The following is a 17063-nucleotide window of genomic DNA, read 5'->3' on the forward strand; positions in this document are numbered from 1 at the left end:
TATTTTAACTGTCAAAAAGCAAGCGTTCGCCACATTGTATGTCTTTCACTTTGAAATTGTTGTAAACCAATTGCCCGTTTACAAAAGTATGCGTTATTCTCGATTTAAAGTTATAGCCTTCAAAAGGCGACCAACCACATTTGTATAGAATATTGTCTTTCTTTACATTCCAAGGCATTCCGGGATTTACAATTGCCAAATCAGCATAATAACCTTCCTTGATAAATCCTCTTTTTTCAATCTTGAAGATTTTTGCAGGATTGTGGGCCATTTTCTCAACGATTTTCTCAACCGAAATTTTTCCTTGATGATGGGCCTCAAACATCGCCACTACTGCATGTTGCACCAATGGTCCGCCAGATGGAGCTTGCAAATAAGGCAAACTTTTTTCTTCTAAAGTATGTGGAGCATGGTCTGTGGCAATAACGTCAATTCTGTCATCAAGCAAAGCTTCCCAAAGCGCATCCCTGTCTTTTTCAGTTTTTACGGCTGGATTCCATTTGATGAAATTACCTTTTTTTGCATAATCTTCATTCGTAAACCATAAATGATGAATGCAAACTTCGGCAGTGATTTTCTTTTCTTCCAGAGGAATTTTGTTTGTAAATAAATCCATTTCCTTTGCTGTAGAAAGGTGAAAGATGTGTAAACGTGCACCTGTTTTCTTCGCTAGTGCAATTGCTTTTGAAGATGAAAGATAACAAGCTTCCTCACTTCTAATTAGATGATGAACTGTTGCAGGAACATCATCACCATATTCAGCTTTGTATTTTTCAAGATTGGCTTTAATTGTGGCTTCGTCTTCACAGTGAACTGCAATTAGCATTTGTGTACTGGAAAATATTTTTTCTAGAACTTCTTCATTGTCTACCAACATGTTTCCTGTGGAAGAGCCTAGAAACAGTTTTATTCCAGCAACATTTTTCGGATTGGTTTTCAGTACTTCTTCTAAGTTGTCGTTTGTTCCTCCCATCATAAAAGAATAGTTGGCAAACGATGTTTCGGAAGCAATCTGATATTTTTGTTCTAATAATTCCTGAGTAACGGCATTTGGAACCGTATTAGGTTGTTCGATGAAAGAGGTAATTCCTCCGGCAACAGCGGCTCTGGATTCAGAGGCGATGTTTCCTTTGTGGGTCAATCCTGGTTCTCTAAAATGCACTTGATCGTCGATGGCACCTGGAATTAAATAATTTCCTTCGGCATCGATGATTTTTGTGGTAGATGATTTGGCACTTATACTTTCGGCTATCTCGACGATAAATTTGTCTTCGATCAACAAATCTCCTTCAAAAATAGTTCCCTCGTTTACGATTTTGGCATTCTTAATTAAAACCCTGTTCATTTTTCTTTTTCTATAATCGATTAAATAACTGTCGTATTCTTAGAGAAATTACTCCCAAAACGGCTTCTTTTATAATGGAGCCGCTCATCTTGGATTGTCCTTTTGCCCTGTCTGTAAAAATAATCGGGACTTCGATGATTTCAATTTTTTTGGCGTAAGCCCTATATTTCATTTCAATCTGGAAAGCATAACCGATGAATTTTATTTTATCAAGGTTGATGGTTTCCAAGACCTGGCGTTTGTAGCACATAAATCCCGCTGTTGCATCCTGAATTTTCATTCCGGTAATCAATCGCACATAGACGGATGCAAAATAGGAAAGCAAAACTCGGCTCAGTGGCCAGTTGACTACATTTACTCCTGTGATGTATCGTGAACCAATGGCAACATCGGCTCTTCCGAAATGGCAGGCGTCATAAAGTCGCTCTAAGTCGTGTGGATTGTGCGAAAAATCGGCATCCATCTCGAATATATAATTGTATTTGTTTGCCAAGGCCCATTTGAATCCGTGAACATAAGCGGTTCCTAGTCCTGATTTTTTTTCTCTTTGTTCGAGAAACAATCGATCAGGGAATTCGTCTTGGAGTTCAATTACTTTCTTGGCGGTTTTGTCTGGCGAATTATCGTCAATTATGAGTATATGAAAGGGTTTGTGTAGTGAAAACACTGCTCTAATAATGCTCTCGATGTTTTCAATCTCGTTATAGGTAGGGATTATAACAATACCGTCGTTCATAAACTCTTAAATTTCCACGCAAAAATAAACTTTTTATGGACGTCAGGTCTTAATTAAATTATAATAATTTTGATTTTGATGTGATTTCGCAATGTGGGAATGATTCTGAAGGGAAAATGATTGTTTTCTAGCCCCGATTGAAGTGGAAATCCTTTTTGTTCTGGTCCAGAAGCTTCGGGACAGAACAAAAGATTGTAACGGAAAGCGGGAACAACCCCCGAAGCTTCGGGGCGAAAATGCTCAAACGATTCGCTCCAAATTATTGCGATTGAAATTTTTTATTGCAGTTGAATTTGGTTGCTGAATTGTTATCTTTGCGGGACTATGATGGATGTTGTTTTACAGGAACGGGTTGTGGAAAGTAGGGATTGGGCTACGGTTTTGTTCGTGCTTTGTTTTGTGCTGATTGCAGTGACGCGATCTACTTTTGAGAGTAGATTTAGCGATTTTTCGAGGTTGCTTTTTTCGGACAAATACAATAAAATCTACAAAGACAGTTCGCATTTGATGAGCTGGTTTAATATTGCACTTTTTGTGGTGCAGTTGATTTCGTTGGCTTTTTTCGCACAATTGTTATTGGCTTATTTTGGCTATGTTTCAAAAGCTGATTGGCTGATTTATATTCAAATTATCACGTTGATTGGGGTTTTTATCTTATCAAAATTTTTGATTGAGAAGATTATCTCGACCTCTTTTGGGATGGAGGAGTTTGTTGAACAATATAATTTACAAAAAGTTAACTATAGAACTTATATCTCTTTACTGTTGCTACCTGTTAATGTCTTTTTGTTTTATAATAATAATGTATCAATAATGGTAATTTATGTAATTATCGCTATTGTTTTGGTAGGAAATCTGCTAACTTATTTGAATTCCTTAAAAATCTATCAAAATCTAATTATCGGTAAGTTGTTTTATTTTATTTTATATCTTTGCGGTCTTGAAATAGCACCTTACTATTTCTTGTATTATTGGTTTACTAGAAGTTAGAGCATTAGAAAATATCAAATATGAAAGTGAAAACAATTTTGGTGTCGCAACCGGAGCCTAAAGTAGAAAATTCACCTTACTTTGAGTTACAACAAAAGCATAAAGTAAAAATTGATTTCAGGCCTTTTATACACGTTGAAGGCGTTAGTGCAAAGGATGTTCGACTTCAAAAAATCGACCTTAATCACTATAGTGCAATCATCTTAACGAGCAAGAATTCAGTCGATCACTTTTTTAGAGTGGCGGATGAAATGCGATATAAAGTTCCTGAAGATTTAAAATATTTTTGCCAGTCGGAAGCTGTTGCTTTTTACCTTCAAAAATATGTGGTGTATAGAAAACGTAAAATATATGTAGGTCAGAAAGACTTTGCAGATATGGCACCTTTGATTAAAAAATATAAAGACGAGAAGTTTTTATTACCTGCTTCGGATCAATTAAATGCAGATGCTCCTCAAACTTTGAATAATTTAAAAGTGGATTGGACCGTTGCCACTTTGTATAAAACGGTAATGAGCGATTTGTCTGACTTGGCAGATGTTTATTATGATGTTTTGGCGTTTTTTAGTCCTACAGGAATAAAATCATTGTTTATGAATTTCCCTGATTTTCAGCAAAATAATACAAGAATTGCTGTTTTTGGAAGTACGACTCAAAAAGAAGCTCTTGATCACGGTTTGAGAGTGGATATTATGGCGCCTTCTCCAGAAGCACCTTCGATGACAATGGCATTGGAAAAATATATTGCGAAAGTAAATAAGGAGACAAAATAAAAACTTCCTTTTGAGTATAACAAGAGTCTTGCAATTTGTAAGGCTCTTTTTTTTGTACCTTACTATTTTCATTTCTCCCTTCATTTTTAATCCTACGGAATAAATAATGGACAAAACCCAAAGAACCACCTTGAAACCCTTGTAAACAAAGAAAAGTCACTTTATTTCTGTTTTTATGTCACATTAATTAGGGGGGTATATTTGATCATACGTGTTAATTTAATGCAACTTTGGTAAAGAATTTTTGTAAACTCTGAAATTTATTCGGCAAAAATTTTTATTAACCACCTTTTAACCAAAAAATTAATATTGATGAAAAAAATTACTTTTAGTTTGCTACTGCTATTTGCATCAGTTTTCTTAGGATTTTCTCAGGTACCCATTGGTAACGGCACTACTATGTATGCTGGGCTACCTTTTGAACCTGTTACCCTATACACCTATTCTCAAACGATTTATCGGGCTTCGGACATGAATGCTTCAGGAACGATTACTTCTTTGAAATGGCATTTTACGGGTGTTGACAATTTAGAAAACAGTCAGGATGTGACTGTTTATTTGGCCCATACTACAAAAAATGCTTTTGAAGGTGGTGACTGGGTGTCGTTGAATGATTTGACATTGGTATATACAGGCGGACTTGAAATTCCTGAATCAGGATGGATAGAAATTCCGTTTAATGAAGGTTTTGTCTATAACGGAACGGACAACTTGGTGGTTGCTGTAAAGGAAAATCATCCGGGTAATGATAGCAACTATGACGAGTTTTACAATAGTGTTGGCTTGCCTGGCACTTCGTTGCTGACGACTTCACATTTTGAGGATATGAATCCTAATCCGGCTAATCCTCCATCGGGCTATGCTGTGCCACATTATCCTAATATTATTTTTGAAGGAATTACACAGACTTGCCCTACTCCATTTAATGTTCAAGCCCTTACCATTGGAACTGAAACGGCCACAATAACCTGGAATGCTCCTGTGAATGCACCAACTGGTGGTAGCCAGTATTTTATTTCTACAAATTCTTCGCAACCTAGTGATATCATAGAGCCATCGGGAAGCATCACAACTGGAAACAGCATCGATTTGACTAACCTAGAAGCAGGTTCAACTCATTATATATGGGTCCGAAGCATTTGTGAGAATGGAATCTTTAGTCCGTGGTCATCCATGTATTCTTTTGTAACGGTTTGTCTTCCCGCAACTGAAGTTTTTGAAGACTTTTCTGGACTGGCTCCAGCACTTCCTTACTGCTGGAAAAAAATAGTAAAGGGACCAGAAATTAATGAATTTGCGAATGTCGAAATTACCGATTATGAACCTTACATTGCAAGATTAAGCAATGGTAACGACGCTCATGAGTCTGACGAGATACTTTTGATTTCCCCAGAAATATCAAATCTAAATGCAGCAACTCATCGATTGAAATTTTCCGCTAGAGATACTGGCGGAGGTGGATCACCAATAAAATTGCAAATTGTTACTTTGAGTGAAAATACTCCTGAAGCAACCTACACTGATTTCTTTGAAATTGACACTGAAAGCTCTTTTGACAATACGGACTATGTAGTTGACTTTACTTCATATGAAGGAACAGACAAATACATTGGATTTAAGCTTGATGCCACAGATTGGGGATCTATCGTATGGATTGATGATGTAAAATGGGAACCCATCCCTCCTTGCCCAGATATTGATCTAGCAACCATTGAAATCGACCCACTTTCTATTACTGAAAATACGGCTACTGTATCCTGGAGTAACGATGTTGGTGAAAGCTATGAGGTTTCGTATGGTGTATTGACTGTTACTGATCCAAATACAGGAACTATCGTTGCAACAGATGAAGGAACTAAAGAATTAACAGGATTAGCTCCTGATACTGAATATAAAGTTTGGGTTCGCTCCATTTGCACAGAAGGAAATGGGCACTGGATTGGTCCAAAAACCTTCAAAAGCGAATGTGTTGGAGTTGATACTCTAAACGAAAACTTTGATGCTTCTACAGAACTTCCACAATGTTGGTCGAGTATCATCAGCGGACCAACTTTAGGAAATCCTACTGTTTATATTGCTGGAATTGATTGGGTTTCATTCTCCGATCCAAATGCAGCCAGTCTCGGAAGTGGTTATTCTGACACGGATGGACAAGATGATATCATTTTGGTAACACCTAAACTTTCTAACTTGGGAGCTGGAACACATCGTTTTAAATTCCGTTCCTATTCTGGAGGTTCTTCGGAAGATGATATACAAGTTGTGGTTTTGGGAAACAATAAAACATCTGATGAAATGACAGTAGTAGCAACATTTACATCCTCTACTGACATGTCTGAACATATCGTTGAATTTGACACATACGAAGGAATATTAGAAACTTTTATAGGTATCCGAATGAATGCTTCTAGCCCAAGCTCTACTATTTACATAGACGATATCGTTTGGGAACCAATTCCTGCCTGTCCTGATACAGGTGTAGTTAGTATTTCTGATATCGAAATTACTACTGCAACCGTAAGCTGGACAGCAAATGACGGAGAAAGCCTTTGGCAAATTGCATATGGACCCGTCACTGCAACCGATCCTGAAACGCAAACCCTTTTCACCACTACTACATTAGACGAGGATGCAATGATTGCAAGTGGAAACTTGACCGAACTTCTCGAAAACACCGAATATAAAGTATGGGTGAGAACCATGTGTGGAGAGGCAGGAAACGGACAATGGTCCCTTCCTGTAACATTCAAAACAGATTGTACAGCATTTACTGAATTAAGTGAAAACTTTGATGGCACTATAACGCCTGCCTTGCCAAGTTGCTGGTCTAAAATTCTAAGAGGTCCAACATTGGTAGACTATGCTGTTGTAGAAACCACACCCGTTCCTGCTGAATTAGCCGTGAGTGGCACCCAAGTGGGAAGCATCTACAAAGGAACTTCTGGTGCCTATGATGATATGATCATGATAACGCCACAACTCTCGAACCTAAGTGCAGGAACACATCGATTGACTTTCCATGCAAACTATAGAAATTTTATTGGTGAGTTGCAAATCGGAACCTTGGACAGCAACAATCCTGATGCTGTATTCACACCTTGGCAAGACGTGGCGCTAACTACAACAATGGCCTTTTATGAAGTCGATTTTTCTACTTATGAAGGAACAGATACTTATATCGGATTAAGAATCAATACCGAATCAGTTCATACCGCCATATTGATCGACAATTTGGCTTGGGAGCCAATTCCCGAATGTGCTCATCTTTTGAGTGTAGATGTAGTTGATATTACCGATATTGGTGCCGAAGTAATCTGGGAAACTCCTGGAGATGAAAGCACTTGGCAAATTGCACATGCATTAGCTTCCGTTACAAGTCCTGATGGATTGACTCCAGTTCCAGCCAATCTCAACCCGATGGCATCGCTTACTGATTTGGAAGACGGAACGCTTTATAATGTTTGGGTACGTTCAGTTTGTGGCGATGCTTTTGGAGCTTGGTTTGGACCTATAACCTTCAAAACAGATTGTACTGCCGTTACTGCATTTAGCCAAAACTTTGACACAACTACAACACCGACAATTCCTAACTGCTGGAATGCCATCAAACGTGGCAATACATTAGATCCGCAAGCCGTTATCGAAACTAGCAGTGTTGGAGCACAATCAGCTCCAAATGTAATGGTGATTTACAAAGCAACTTCGAATGTAAATGATGATTTGATTGTTATTGCTCCAAAAATTTCGAATGCTGCTGCTGGAACACATAAACTTACTTTTAGTGCTATGATGCAAAATGGTGCAGGTGCTACATTGCAGGTTGGAACTATGGACACCTACAGCAATGAAGGTACTTTTACTTCGTTAGAAAGTGTTGCCCCAACCTCAGCTTATCAAGATTTTGCAATTGATTTTAGTTCTTATAGTGGTAGCGATCAATATATCGCAATTCGCATGAATTCAACAGCTTTCCATACAGTTGCCTATATTGACAATGTAGTTTGGGAACCGATTGCTGAAGAAACCTGTGGAGCCGTAGTAGCTATCAACGAAAATTTTGATACAACAGCTGTGGATACGCTTCCGGCATGTTGGACAGAAATCATCAGAGGACCTTCGTCCGAAACTTCTATTGATGCCATTATGGTCAAACCAATAGATGGTGCTTCACTTCCTAATGCTGCAAATATTTTCAAAGGCCTCTCTGGCCCAACAGACGAGCAAATTTTGGTTTTGCCGCAAGTACTCAACCTAAGTGCAGGAACACATAAACTGAGTGTTCATTTAGCCGGACCTCCTTGTCAGATAGAAGTTGGAACATTGAACAACAATACTGAAGCTGCCGTTTTTACCCTAAAAGAAACCATAACCGTAACCAATTCTTGGACACAAACCATTGTAGATTTCACGAACTACACAGGAACTGATTCCTATATCGGATTGCGTTTGAATCCTGGTGACTCACCTTTCGTTTCGATGTATATTGACAACGTGGTATGGTCGGCAAATCTAGCAACCTCAACATTTGACAACGATGCTTTTCGTTATTATCCAAACCCTGTAAAAGATATCTTGAATCTTTCCTACGATAAAAACATAAGCAAAGTGGCGGTTTACAACATATTAGGTCAGGAAATATTGATCAAGAATAATGTTTCAAATCAATCTCAAATTGATATGTCTCCTTTAGCCAGTGGAACATATTTAGTTAAAGTAACAGCTGATAGCACCGAAAAAACATTCAAGGTTATCAAGCAATAATTAGTTTTTTAGATTGACAAAAGCCTCTGGAAGTTATCTTTCTGAGGCTTTTTATTTGGCATGATTTAATCTTCTTTTTCTTTTCCAAAATCAATCAATTGCTTATTACTTGTAAAAACACCTTGAATAAATTTTTCATAATCAACATCTTGTGATTCTGTTTCTAGATTTGGTTTTTGCATAACCATTGTAATTTCTATAAAATGATCAGCTTCTTCCTCCAAATAATATTCTATATCCTGATTTTGATAATACCTATTCCGATCCCAATAAAAATCTATTGTAAATTTTTTGATTCCTTTTGGAGCTATTTCAATTATCTTGTCTGAAATTAATTTTTCCTTGTTTTGATCTGTGTCCAATTTCTTTTGATACCTCACCTTTAAAGAATCAATATTTAGCTCTTCAAAGTTAATTCGTTTACTATCCCACCCCGAAAAAACACTGCCAATTTCAAGGAAAGTATTATTTTCATATATTTTGTAAAAAGGAAAATACGTACCAGAGCCACCCGTACTTGGAACTATTCCACTAGTATCATGCAAAAAAAGCAGCGGCTGATCGGTTAAATTTTCAAGATGATAATACACCTTAAAAATTCGCTCGACAGGATCTTGGTCATCAACTGAAATTGAATCAATCTTTAAGGACAACGGCTGTGAATAAGCCGAAAGGCTAACAATAAAAACGAAAAAGTACCACTTCACACCTATATTTTAAAAACCATAAAACGAAAATACTAACTCCATCAATAGTAATAACTTGTAGTATGAAATTTTATGAAAACCATAACTTTAATTCTATATCTTTGATTATCAAAATACCTATTATGAAAAAAAACTACTTAAATCTAGTATTAGTCTTTATCTTCGGATTATGTTGCCATCTCAAAGGTTTTGCCCAGCTTCCCATTGTGGCAAATGACGATGTTGCTAACAATATTAATTCATCCCAAGGAGGATATTTCTGGAATATCTTCATTGGTAACGATACACTCAACGGGAATAGTATTAATGGTGGTGTAATTATCACCCACATATCCTCAACAAATGAGGGTATCTATGTTTCGGGAAATGCCCTTTATGTAAACCCAGGAACTCCAGTAGGAACCTATACGGTTGTTTATCAAATTTGTCAAAATAATTTTCCAAACAATTGCGATACAGCTACTATCACCGTTAATATTTGCAATCAACCAGCACCTACATTTTCTCCTCCGGATTGTTATTCATATACAGATACTATTATTTTAAATGATTTACCTGCAGATGGACCATGGACTTTAACAATGTATTATAATGGCGTTGTTGTTCCAGATGCTATTGGAGGAACCGGCACTTCACACACCCTAAACAATTTGCAACCTGGCGGTTATGCTTTTATAGTAACCAATAGCACTGGTTGTACATCCCCACTTGTCTATCATAATTTGGGTTATTTAGATGGAATGGACACTACTATAGCAGGAACTTATTCCGATTTAAATAACGATGGAATTGTGAACGTTGGCGATATTATTGATTATCAGATTACAATAATCAATCCAACCGATTGTGAATTGACTAACGCTGAAGTTGAATTTGAACAATGGAATAATACGGCAACTATTTTTGGCAGTCCAATAGCAACTATCGCTGCTGGAGCAAGTGCTGAAGTAACCGCATTTTATCACATAACGCAACAAGACATCAATAATGGCGGATTTATCAACAATTGGTTTGCCATTACAGGAGTTATGAATGGTTTTGAAATGTATACCAAAGCATTTGATGAAACTGGAGTGGCACTAAACATTCCCGACGGTTTCAAATTTAATGCCTTTATAGATGAAAATGCGAATAGCATACAGGACAACAACGAAGAAGATTTTAGTTTGGGTTATTTTCAATATACCATCAATGACAGCGAAACAGTTCACTCACTTTATGGAAACGACCCCATAATATATGAAAGTGGTCCTTTTATGACCTACGATGTTACATTTGTAGTCTATCCAGAATATGCAAACTACTATAACTTGGTAACTGCTAGTTATATGGATGTTTCTATTGTGGGAAATCCAGGTGTGACTACTTATAATTTTCCTTTAACAACTTTTCCTTATCAGGATGTTTCCATAGCCATGTATAATGCTACAACGGCTACTCCTGGTTTTCCTTATGTCAATTACATTACTTTCAAAAATAACGGTAACCAAACCATCCCATCTGGAAGTATTTCGTTGTTGAGTACAATTGATTTTCCGATTACTTCTCCAGAAGCTATAACGCTTACTCCAGAAGGTTTTACGTTTAATTTTACAAACCTGTTACCTTTTGAAGCCAGGACTATGATGTTCACGATGCAAATGCCTACTATCCCGACAGTATCTTTGGGAGATATTGTAGGTAACGTTGCCAGTATCTCATCTGTAGAAGGAGATCTTGTGCCAGAAAACAACTTTAGTGTTGTGAATACTACAATCGTTGGATCCTATGACCCGAATGACAAAGCAGAAAACCATAATGGAGAAATAATCCATGATTTCTTTACTCAAAACGATTATTTAAATTATACCATCCGTTTTGAAAATACCGGTACTGCAAATGCCTTTACGGTAAAAGTAACCGATGTTTTGGATAACAAATTGGATGAAGATTCTATGAGAATGATTGGAGCCAGCCATGATTATTTGTTGGAAAGAATAGGTTCTGAACTTGTTTGGACCTTCAATAACATCCAGTTGCCACCATCAGTACCTAACACGCAAACTGGTCATGGTTATATCGCCTTCAAGGTGAAACCAAAAACAGGTTATGCCGTTGGCGATATCATCGAGAATACTGCTTCAATTTATTTTGACTTCAACCCAGCTATTATAACCAATACTACCTATTCGGAGTTTGTGGCATTCTTGAACACCGATGATTTTACTGGTGATGAATTAAAAGTATATCCAAATCCGGTGAAGAATCTGCTGAATATTGTTTCAAATAATTCTACTGTTGAAACTGTTACAGTACATGATATTTTAGGGAAAACAATGCTCAGCAAAACTGGAAATGGCATTAGTACTATACTTGATTTTTCTGGACTTTCAACTGGGATGTATATTGTGAAAGTTGTTTCCGCTCAAGGCGAAAAGGTGTTTAAGATTCTAAAGGAGTAAAAACCGTTTAATCGAAATAAAAATCCCTTCTTGTTACCAACGGAGAAGGGATTTTTTGTTTATAATCCTTTCATATTAAAATCTCCAGTTGTTTTATAATGCAACTACAAATATCCTAAAGTAAATATTTGCTTATCAAGAGTAATTGTCCATTTCGATACTTACATTATCCATTCCGCTACTTACATTGTTCTTTCCGCTATTAAAAATTTAAAAACATCTTACAAAAGTATACATCTCTACAATTTGTATTTTAAAAAATCCCAAAAGGATAAAAAAATCCCGTTTATTGCTAAACGGGATTTTATAGTTAAAAGACTTTCGTCGAAATAGTATAGTACCAATACTTTATGTGTAAACTCATACTGATTAAAAACAAATTACTGTTTTATGATTTTTACGGTTTTTACTGCATCACCAGCATTAACTTTCACTAAGTAAGTTCCAGATGCTAAATTGGACATATTAATTGAAACTTCATTTGAATTAAATGGTTTCGAGAATACTTCCTGACCCAATAAATTGTAAACTACTACAGCAGAAATCCCATGTTCAAACGAAATGTTCAAGATGTCATTCACTGGGTTCGGATAAAAGTTCATTTCAGCTTTTATAAAATCTTCGACAGATAAGTTACTTGTTGGGCAATTGATAAATATAAAGTTACTGCTATTGCTGGTTGAATTATTACCCAATTGACCTGAATCGTTTACACCACAAGCAGAAAGAAAACCATCTACATTAATAGAAAAAGTATGGTATCCTCCCGTAGAAACCATTTGATTGTCGGTTGAATTTGAATACATAAACGAATTAGTATTATTTGTGTTTCCTCCGCCTAATTGACCAAATGAATTTTCTCCACAACTAATAATATTTCCAAATTCTGTAATTCCGATTGTATTATTCTTTCCTGCATCAATACTTTGAACCTGATCATTAACTGGATTTGGTGAGGTTTTGTCGATATTAGTTGAATCTCCTAATTGTCCATAAGTATTATTTCCCCACGTAAAAAGGATTCCGTTTGTCATTCTAGCAACTGAATGGTTGTATCCTGCCGCAACATTACCCCATTCTGTATTGCTCCAATTATCTCCAAGCATTATTTGAATTGGTACAATTTTTCCAATTGTTGTGCCATCTCCCAACTGACCAAATCCATTAGCACCCCAAGACCAAAGTGTGCCATTTGCTTTTATAGCAAGAGAAAAATCAAAACCAACAGCAACACTTTGCCAATTTGTAGCTGTTCCAATTTGTGTTGGTACTACTTTAGTAATGGTAGTTCCATCACCTAATTGTCCGGATGTATTTTTACCCCAGCCCCAAAGTGTTCCGTTTGTTTTTATTGCCAGTGTATGGAAACCTCCTGCTCTAACACTTTGCCAATTTGAAGCTGTACCTATTTGAACCGGAGTATTTTTATTAACGGTTGTTCCGTCGCCCAATTGTCCATAGATATTATTTCCCCATGCCCAAAGTGTTCCATTTGTTTTTATAGCTAGAGAGTAATATTCCCCGGCTGCAATTTCTTGCCAATCAGAACTTGTTCCGATCTGGGTTGGCAATTGCTTACTTATAAGTGTACCATCCCCAATTTGACCATAACCATTATTTCCCCATGCCCAAAGCGTTCCATCAGCTTTAACACCAAGTGTATGAGTTGTTCCAGCACTAATTGTTTGCCAACAACCCGTTGCTTCAGAAAGCGTTGTAAAAGAACCACCAAAAGCCCAATCGCTTTGACTCGTCACACAATTTGAGGCAACCCACCAATAATAAGTAGTACCAGGAGCTAAATCCGTTAGATCTGCAGTTGTAGAGAAAGTACTTCCATCCATACCTCCTATCGTTGGACTAGTATTATACACATATAAATAGCCTCCATTTGGTGCTGAAGTGGAAGGTATCCAACCAATTACAGCAGATGTTGAAGAGAGAACTTCACTTCCAAAATTAGTTGGAGGGTTACAAGAAGATGCATTCTGGCATTTTACAGAACGTACTCTGTCCGAGTTCTGAGTGCCACAATTTGCATTTGTATGAATGTGATATCTTATTATTCCCGATGTAGTATTTGAATTCCAAACTAATGGTGTAACTCCACTTGCCAAGAGTGTTGTTCCAGTTGCATTAGTAATGGTAATGTAATCTGTTGCGATTGAACTTGTAAAGGTATATTGCTTATTTGCCAATATATTTACATTAGAATATTCTCCCGCATAAGCAGCTGTAGTAATTTGTTCAGCACTTCCCGTACATGTTGGTATAAAGGTTGAATTTGGATACAAGCCATAAGTTGCACCATTACAATTTAAGTAAGAAATGGTAGTAAAACTTCCGCCTGAAACCCAAGCACTTTTAGTGCCATTACAATTTGAACGTACCCAATAGTAATAAGTAGTTGAAGCAGTTAAGCCACTTAAAGATTGTACAAGATTGGGAACGCTAGTTTGAGTAGCATTTGTTGTGGTTTGAGGAGTAGAATTGCTCGTGCTTAAGTAGATATCATAAGAATTCGCAGCGGGTGTTGGAGCATTCCAAAATAATCGACAAGAATTAGAAGTGATATTTGAAACGGATAAATTAGTTGGCAATCCACAACTTGATAATGACGTACATTGAATATATTTTGTTCTAACGCTATTTTGAACGCCACAATTTGCATTGCTGTTGAGGTGGTATCTAATAACACCAGATGTTGCATTAGAGTTCCAAACCAATGGTGCTGTGCCACTAGCATAAACGGCTGTTCCAGAAGCGTTTGTGATGGTTATATAATCAGTAACAACAGAGCTAGTAAAGGTATATTGATTGTTTGCTAGAATATTTACGTTTGAATATTCACCTGCCCAAGCATCTGTAGTAATTTGTTCTGTTTGTCCTGAACAATTTGGCGTATAGGTTGCTTCTGGAAATAAACCATATATTGCACCATTGCAATTTAAAGTGGCAATAGTTGTGAAACTACCTCCTGGTACCCAAGCACTTTTCGTTCCATTACAATTAGAACGAACCCAATAATAATATGTTGTAGCAGATAATAATCCACTTGCCGCTCCAACAATATTGCTATTACTAGTTAGGGAAGCTGCAGTTGAAGTTACAGGAGCAGTATTGTTTGAACTCACATAGATATCATAAGAACTGGCAGCTGGTGTTGGTGCATTCCAAGTAAATCTGCAAGAATTAGAAGTGATGTTTGAAACCGCTAAATTGGTTGGCAAACCGCAACTTTGTGTAGCAACACATTGAATATATCGTATTCTATTTGTGTTTTGAGAACCACAATTAGAGTTTGTGTGAAAATAATAACGAATAACTCCAGAGGTTCCTCCAGATGACCAAATTAGAGGCGAAACTCCGCTAGCAAGAGTAACACCACCTTGTTCATTTGTTATTGTAATATAATCTGTAGCTGTAGAACTAGAAAAAGTATATTGCGTATTTGCTTGAATATTTACGTTTGAATATTCGCCTGCATAAGCATTTGTTACAATTTGTTCAGTTATTCCAGAACAAGCTGGTGTGAAAGTTGCTTCTGGATATTGACCATAAGTTGCCACAGTACAACCAGGTATACTATTTGTGGTAAAACTTCCTCCAGAAACCCAGCTACTCTTTTCTGAACTACAATTGGATCGTATCCAATAATAATAAGTTACCCCAGCTGATAATCCATTTATTACATTTAAACTAGTTGTAGAACTTGTATAAGTAGGGGTTGTTGTTGCTCCAGGAGCTACATTATTGGATACTATATATATATATCATATCCTGAACTAGGAACTGTAGCGGGTGCTGTCCACGCTAATTGACATGAATTGGCAGTAATGTTTGAAACTAATAAATTAGTTGGCAAACCGCAAGTTGTGGAAGCGGAACATTGAATATAACGTTGTCTATTTATATTCTGTGTGCCACAGTTAGAATTAGCGTGTATAAAATACCTTATAACACCTGACATTGTACCCGAATTCCATACTAATGGAGACTCGCCTGTTGCCAAAACAATATTTCCCGTTGGATTTACAATGGTTATATAATCAGAAACTGCAGAGGTTGAAAAAGTATAGTTCTTATTAGTAGTTACATTAATATTTGCGTATTCTCCAGCCCAGCTATCATTTGCAATCAATTCCAAAGATCCAGTGCAGGTAGGTGTATAGGTATTTGTTGGATAAAGATCTCCATCTGTACATCCGCCAATAACATCTCCTCCGCATTTGATAGATTTTACTCTAGATATAGACTCTGAACCACAATTTGCATTGCTGTGCAAATAATATCTTATATTTCCTGACGAGTTGCCAATCCATACTAAAGGGGTTTGTCCAGAAGCATAAACAGTGGCTCCAGTAGGATAAGTAATGGTTATAAAATCTGTAGAAACGGAACTGCTAAATGTATATTGCTGACCATTATTTATATATACATTAGAATAACTTCCTGCAAATATATTATTTGCAATTTGCTGAACCGTGCCATTGCACAACACACTAAAAGTATTTTCGGGATACAAACCATAAGTTGCACTGTTGCAACCTGACGATACAGTGGTAGTGAAACTTCCGCCAGGAACCCAAATTCCTGCATCGGCTACACAGTCATTACGTACCCAGTAATAATAAGTTGAATTGGAATTTAATCCAGTCAACTGGGCATTTGTTCCTACAGATTCTAATACAGTAGGATTTGTATTGGCTGTTGGAGCAATTCCAGTAGTATTGGCATAAACCTCATATGAAAAATTAGTTCCTATCACTGGTTCATTCCAACTCACTTTAGCAGAATTTGAGGTAATATTAGAAACCGATAAATTGCTTGGTGAATCACATGGATACGTTACTATTGTAGTTTTTAGATAGTTCCATCTTGAGTTAATAAAAGGATCAGATTCACACTGGGCATTTAAGTGTACATAAAATCGAACTACCTGAGGATAGGGCGGAGTAAAATTTATACCATTTGATCCGCTTAATCCACTAGCAAACACTTGAATACCATTAGCATCTGTAATGGTAATGTAATCCGTGGTTTCTGAACTCCTAAAATTATAAATCACGGCAGTAGATAAGGTATTTATCAACCTATATTTTCCTGTGTAAGCGTTACCATTAATTTGGTATTCATTATTGTCGTAAATAGGTGTATATACATTTGACGAGTATGCTGTACCATTCGTACATTGAGCAGCAGCTTCTGTAATTATACTTAAAAGTACCAACAAGCAATAAAAAGTAATTTTTTTCATTTTTATAAATAAAGCTAATAAGTATGTTTTCTAAATTTTTAAAAGGGTGGTAA

The 17063-nt window shown here is 36.7% G+C and carries 9 protein-coding genes; 4 read left to right on the forward strand and 5 right to left on the reverse strand.

Annotation, left to right across the window (positions count from 1 at the left end):
- Positions 1 to 4 precede the first annotated feature (4 nt).
- Together G508_RS0107140 and G508_RS0107145 are read right to left on the reverse strand one after the other, a co-directional pair.
- Positions 5 to 1345 carry a dihydroorotase gene (locus G508_RS0107140; protein ID WP_026704674.1) on the reverse strand — a complete coding sequence of 447 codons (1341 nt, stop codon included), beginning with the start codon at positions 1343 to 1345 and terminating at the stop codon, positions 5 to 7.
- A 10-nt stretch (positions 1346 to 1355) separates the two neighbouring features.
- A complete protein-coding gene (locus G508_RS0107145; protein WP_026704675.1) occupies positions 1356 to 2081 on the reverse strand; it encodes a polyprenol monophosphomannose synthase in 726 nt (241 codons plus the stop codon).
- 324 nt (positions 2082 to 2405) lie between these two features.
- On the opposite strand from G508_RS0107145, the gene G508_RS0107150 reads away from it, so the two are divergent.
- The 3 genes from G508_RS0107150 to G508_RS0107160 all read left to right on the forward strand — a co-directional run bounded on the left by G508_RS0107150 (position 2406) and on the right by G508_RS0107160 (position 8605).
- Positions 2406 to 3071: a DUF4271 domain-containing protein gene (locus G508_RS0107150; RefSeq protein ID WP_026704676.1), complete on the forward strand. Its 666-nt coding sequence runs from the start codon at positions 2406 to 2408 to the stop codon at positions 3069 to 3071.
- Positions 3072 to 3091: 20 nt separating this feature from the next.
- Positions 3092 to 3844 (forward strand): uroporphyrinogen-III synthase, encoded by a 753-nt coding sequence (locus G508_RS0107155; RefSeq protein ID WP_026704677.1) that lies wholly within the window; start codon positions 3092 to 3094, stop codon positions 3842 to 3844.
- 312 nt (positions 3845 to 4156) lie between these two features.
- The gene (locus G508_RS0107160) at positions 4157 to 8605 is read left to right on the forward strand and encodes a T9SS-dependent choice-of-anchor J family protein (RefSeq protein WP_026704678.1); all 4449 of its coding nucleotides are present in this window, start codon (positions 4157 to 4159) and stop codon (positions 8603 to 8605) included.
- 65 nt (positions 8606 to 8670) lie between these two features.
- On the opposite strand, the gene G508_RS0107165 is transcribed toward G508_RS0107160, so the two are convergent.
- Positions 8671 to 9312 carry a hypothetical protein gene (locus tag G508_RS0107165; RefSeq protein ID WP_026704679.1) on the reverse strand — a complete coding sequence of 214 codons (642 nt, stop codon included), beginning with the start codon at positions 9310 to 9312 and terminating at the stop codon, positions 8671 to 8673.
- Between the two features lie 122 nt (positions 9313 to 9434).
- On the opposite strand from G508_RS0107165, the gene G508_RS0107170 reads away from it, so the two are divergent.
- Positions 9435 to 11753, forward strand: a complete 2319-nt coding sequence (locus G508_RS0107170) for a T9SS type A sorting domain-containing protein (protein ID WP_026704680.1) — start codon at positions 9435 to 9437, stop codon at positions 11751 to 11753.
- Positions 11754 to 12133: 380 nt separating this feature from the next.
- Here the strand turns inward: G508_RS0107170 and G508_RS19500 are convergent, their stop codons facing one another.
- Together G508_RS19500 and G508_RS0107180 are read right to left on the reverse strand one after the other, a co-directional pair.
- On the reverse strand, positions 12134 to 15322 hold the full coding sequence (locus tag G508_RS19500; RefSeq protein ID WP_051197496.1) for a fibronectin type III domain-containing protein: 3189 nt from the start codon (positions 15320 to 15322) through the stop codon (positions 12134 to 12136).
- A 191-nt stretch (positions 15323 to 15513) separates the two neighbouring features.
- The gene (locus G508_RS0107180; RefSeq protein ID WP_026704681.1) at positions 15514 to 17010 is read right to left on the reverse strand and encodes a fibronectin type III domain-containing protein; all 1497 of its coding nucleotides are present in this window, start codon (positions 17008 to 17010) and stop codon (positions 15514 to 15516) included.
- Positions 17011 to 17063 lie beyond the last annotated feature (53 nt).

The organism is Flavobacterium soli DSM 19725 (assembly GCF_000422705.1).
GTDB lineage: Bacteria > Bacteroidota > Bacteroidia > Flavobacteriales > Flavobacteriaceae > Flavobacterium > Flavobacterium soli.

Bases quoted from the DNA above. Each gene is read 5' to 3' on its own strand.
- G508_RS0107140 (WP_026704674.1), bottom strand. From the start codon at position 1,345: ATGAACAGGGTTTTAATTAAGAATGCCAAAATCGTAAACGAGGGAACT.
- G508_RS0107145 (WP_026704675.1), bottom strand. From the start codon at position 2,081: ATGAACGACGGTATTGTTATAATCCCTACCTATAACGAGATTGAAAAC.
- G508_RS0107150 (WP_026704676.1), top strand. From the start codon at position 2,406: ATGATGGATGTTGTTTTACAGGAACGGGTTGTGGAAAGTAGGGATTGG.
- G508_RS0107155 (WP_026704677.1), top strand. From the start codon at position 3,092: ATGAAAGTGAAAACAATTTTGGTGTCGCAACCGGAGCCTAAAGTAGAA.
- G508_RS0107160 (WP_026704678.1), top strand. From the start codon at position 4,157: ATGAAAAAAATTACTTTTAGTTTGCTACTGCTATTTGCATCAGTTTTC.
- G508_RS0107170 (WP_026704680.1), top strand. From the start codon at position 9,435: ATGAAAAAAAACTACTTAAATCTAGTATTAGTCTTTATCTTCGGATTA.
- G508_RS0107180 (WP_026704681.1), bottom strand. From the start codon at position 17,010: ATGAAAAAAATTACTTTTTATTGCTTGTTGGTACTTTTAAGTATAATT.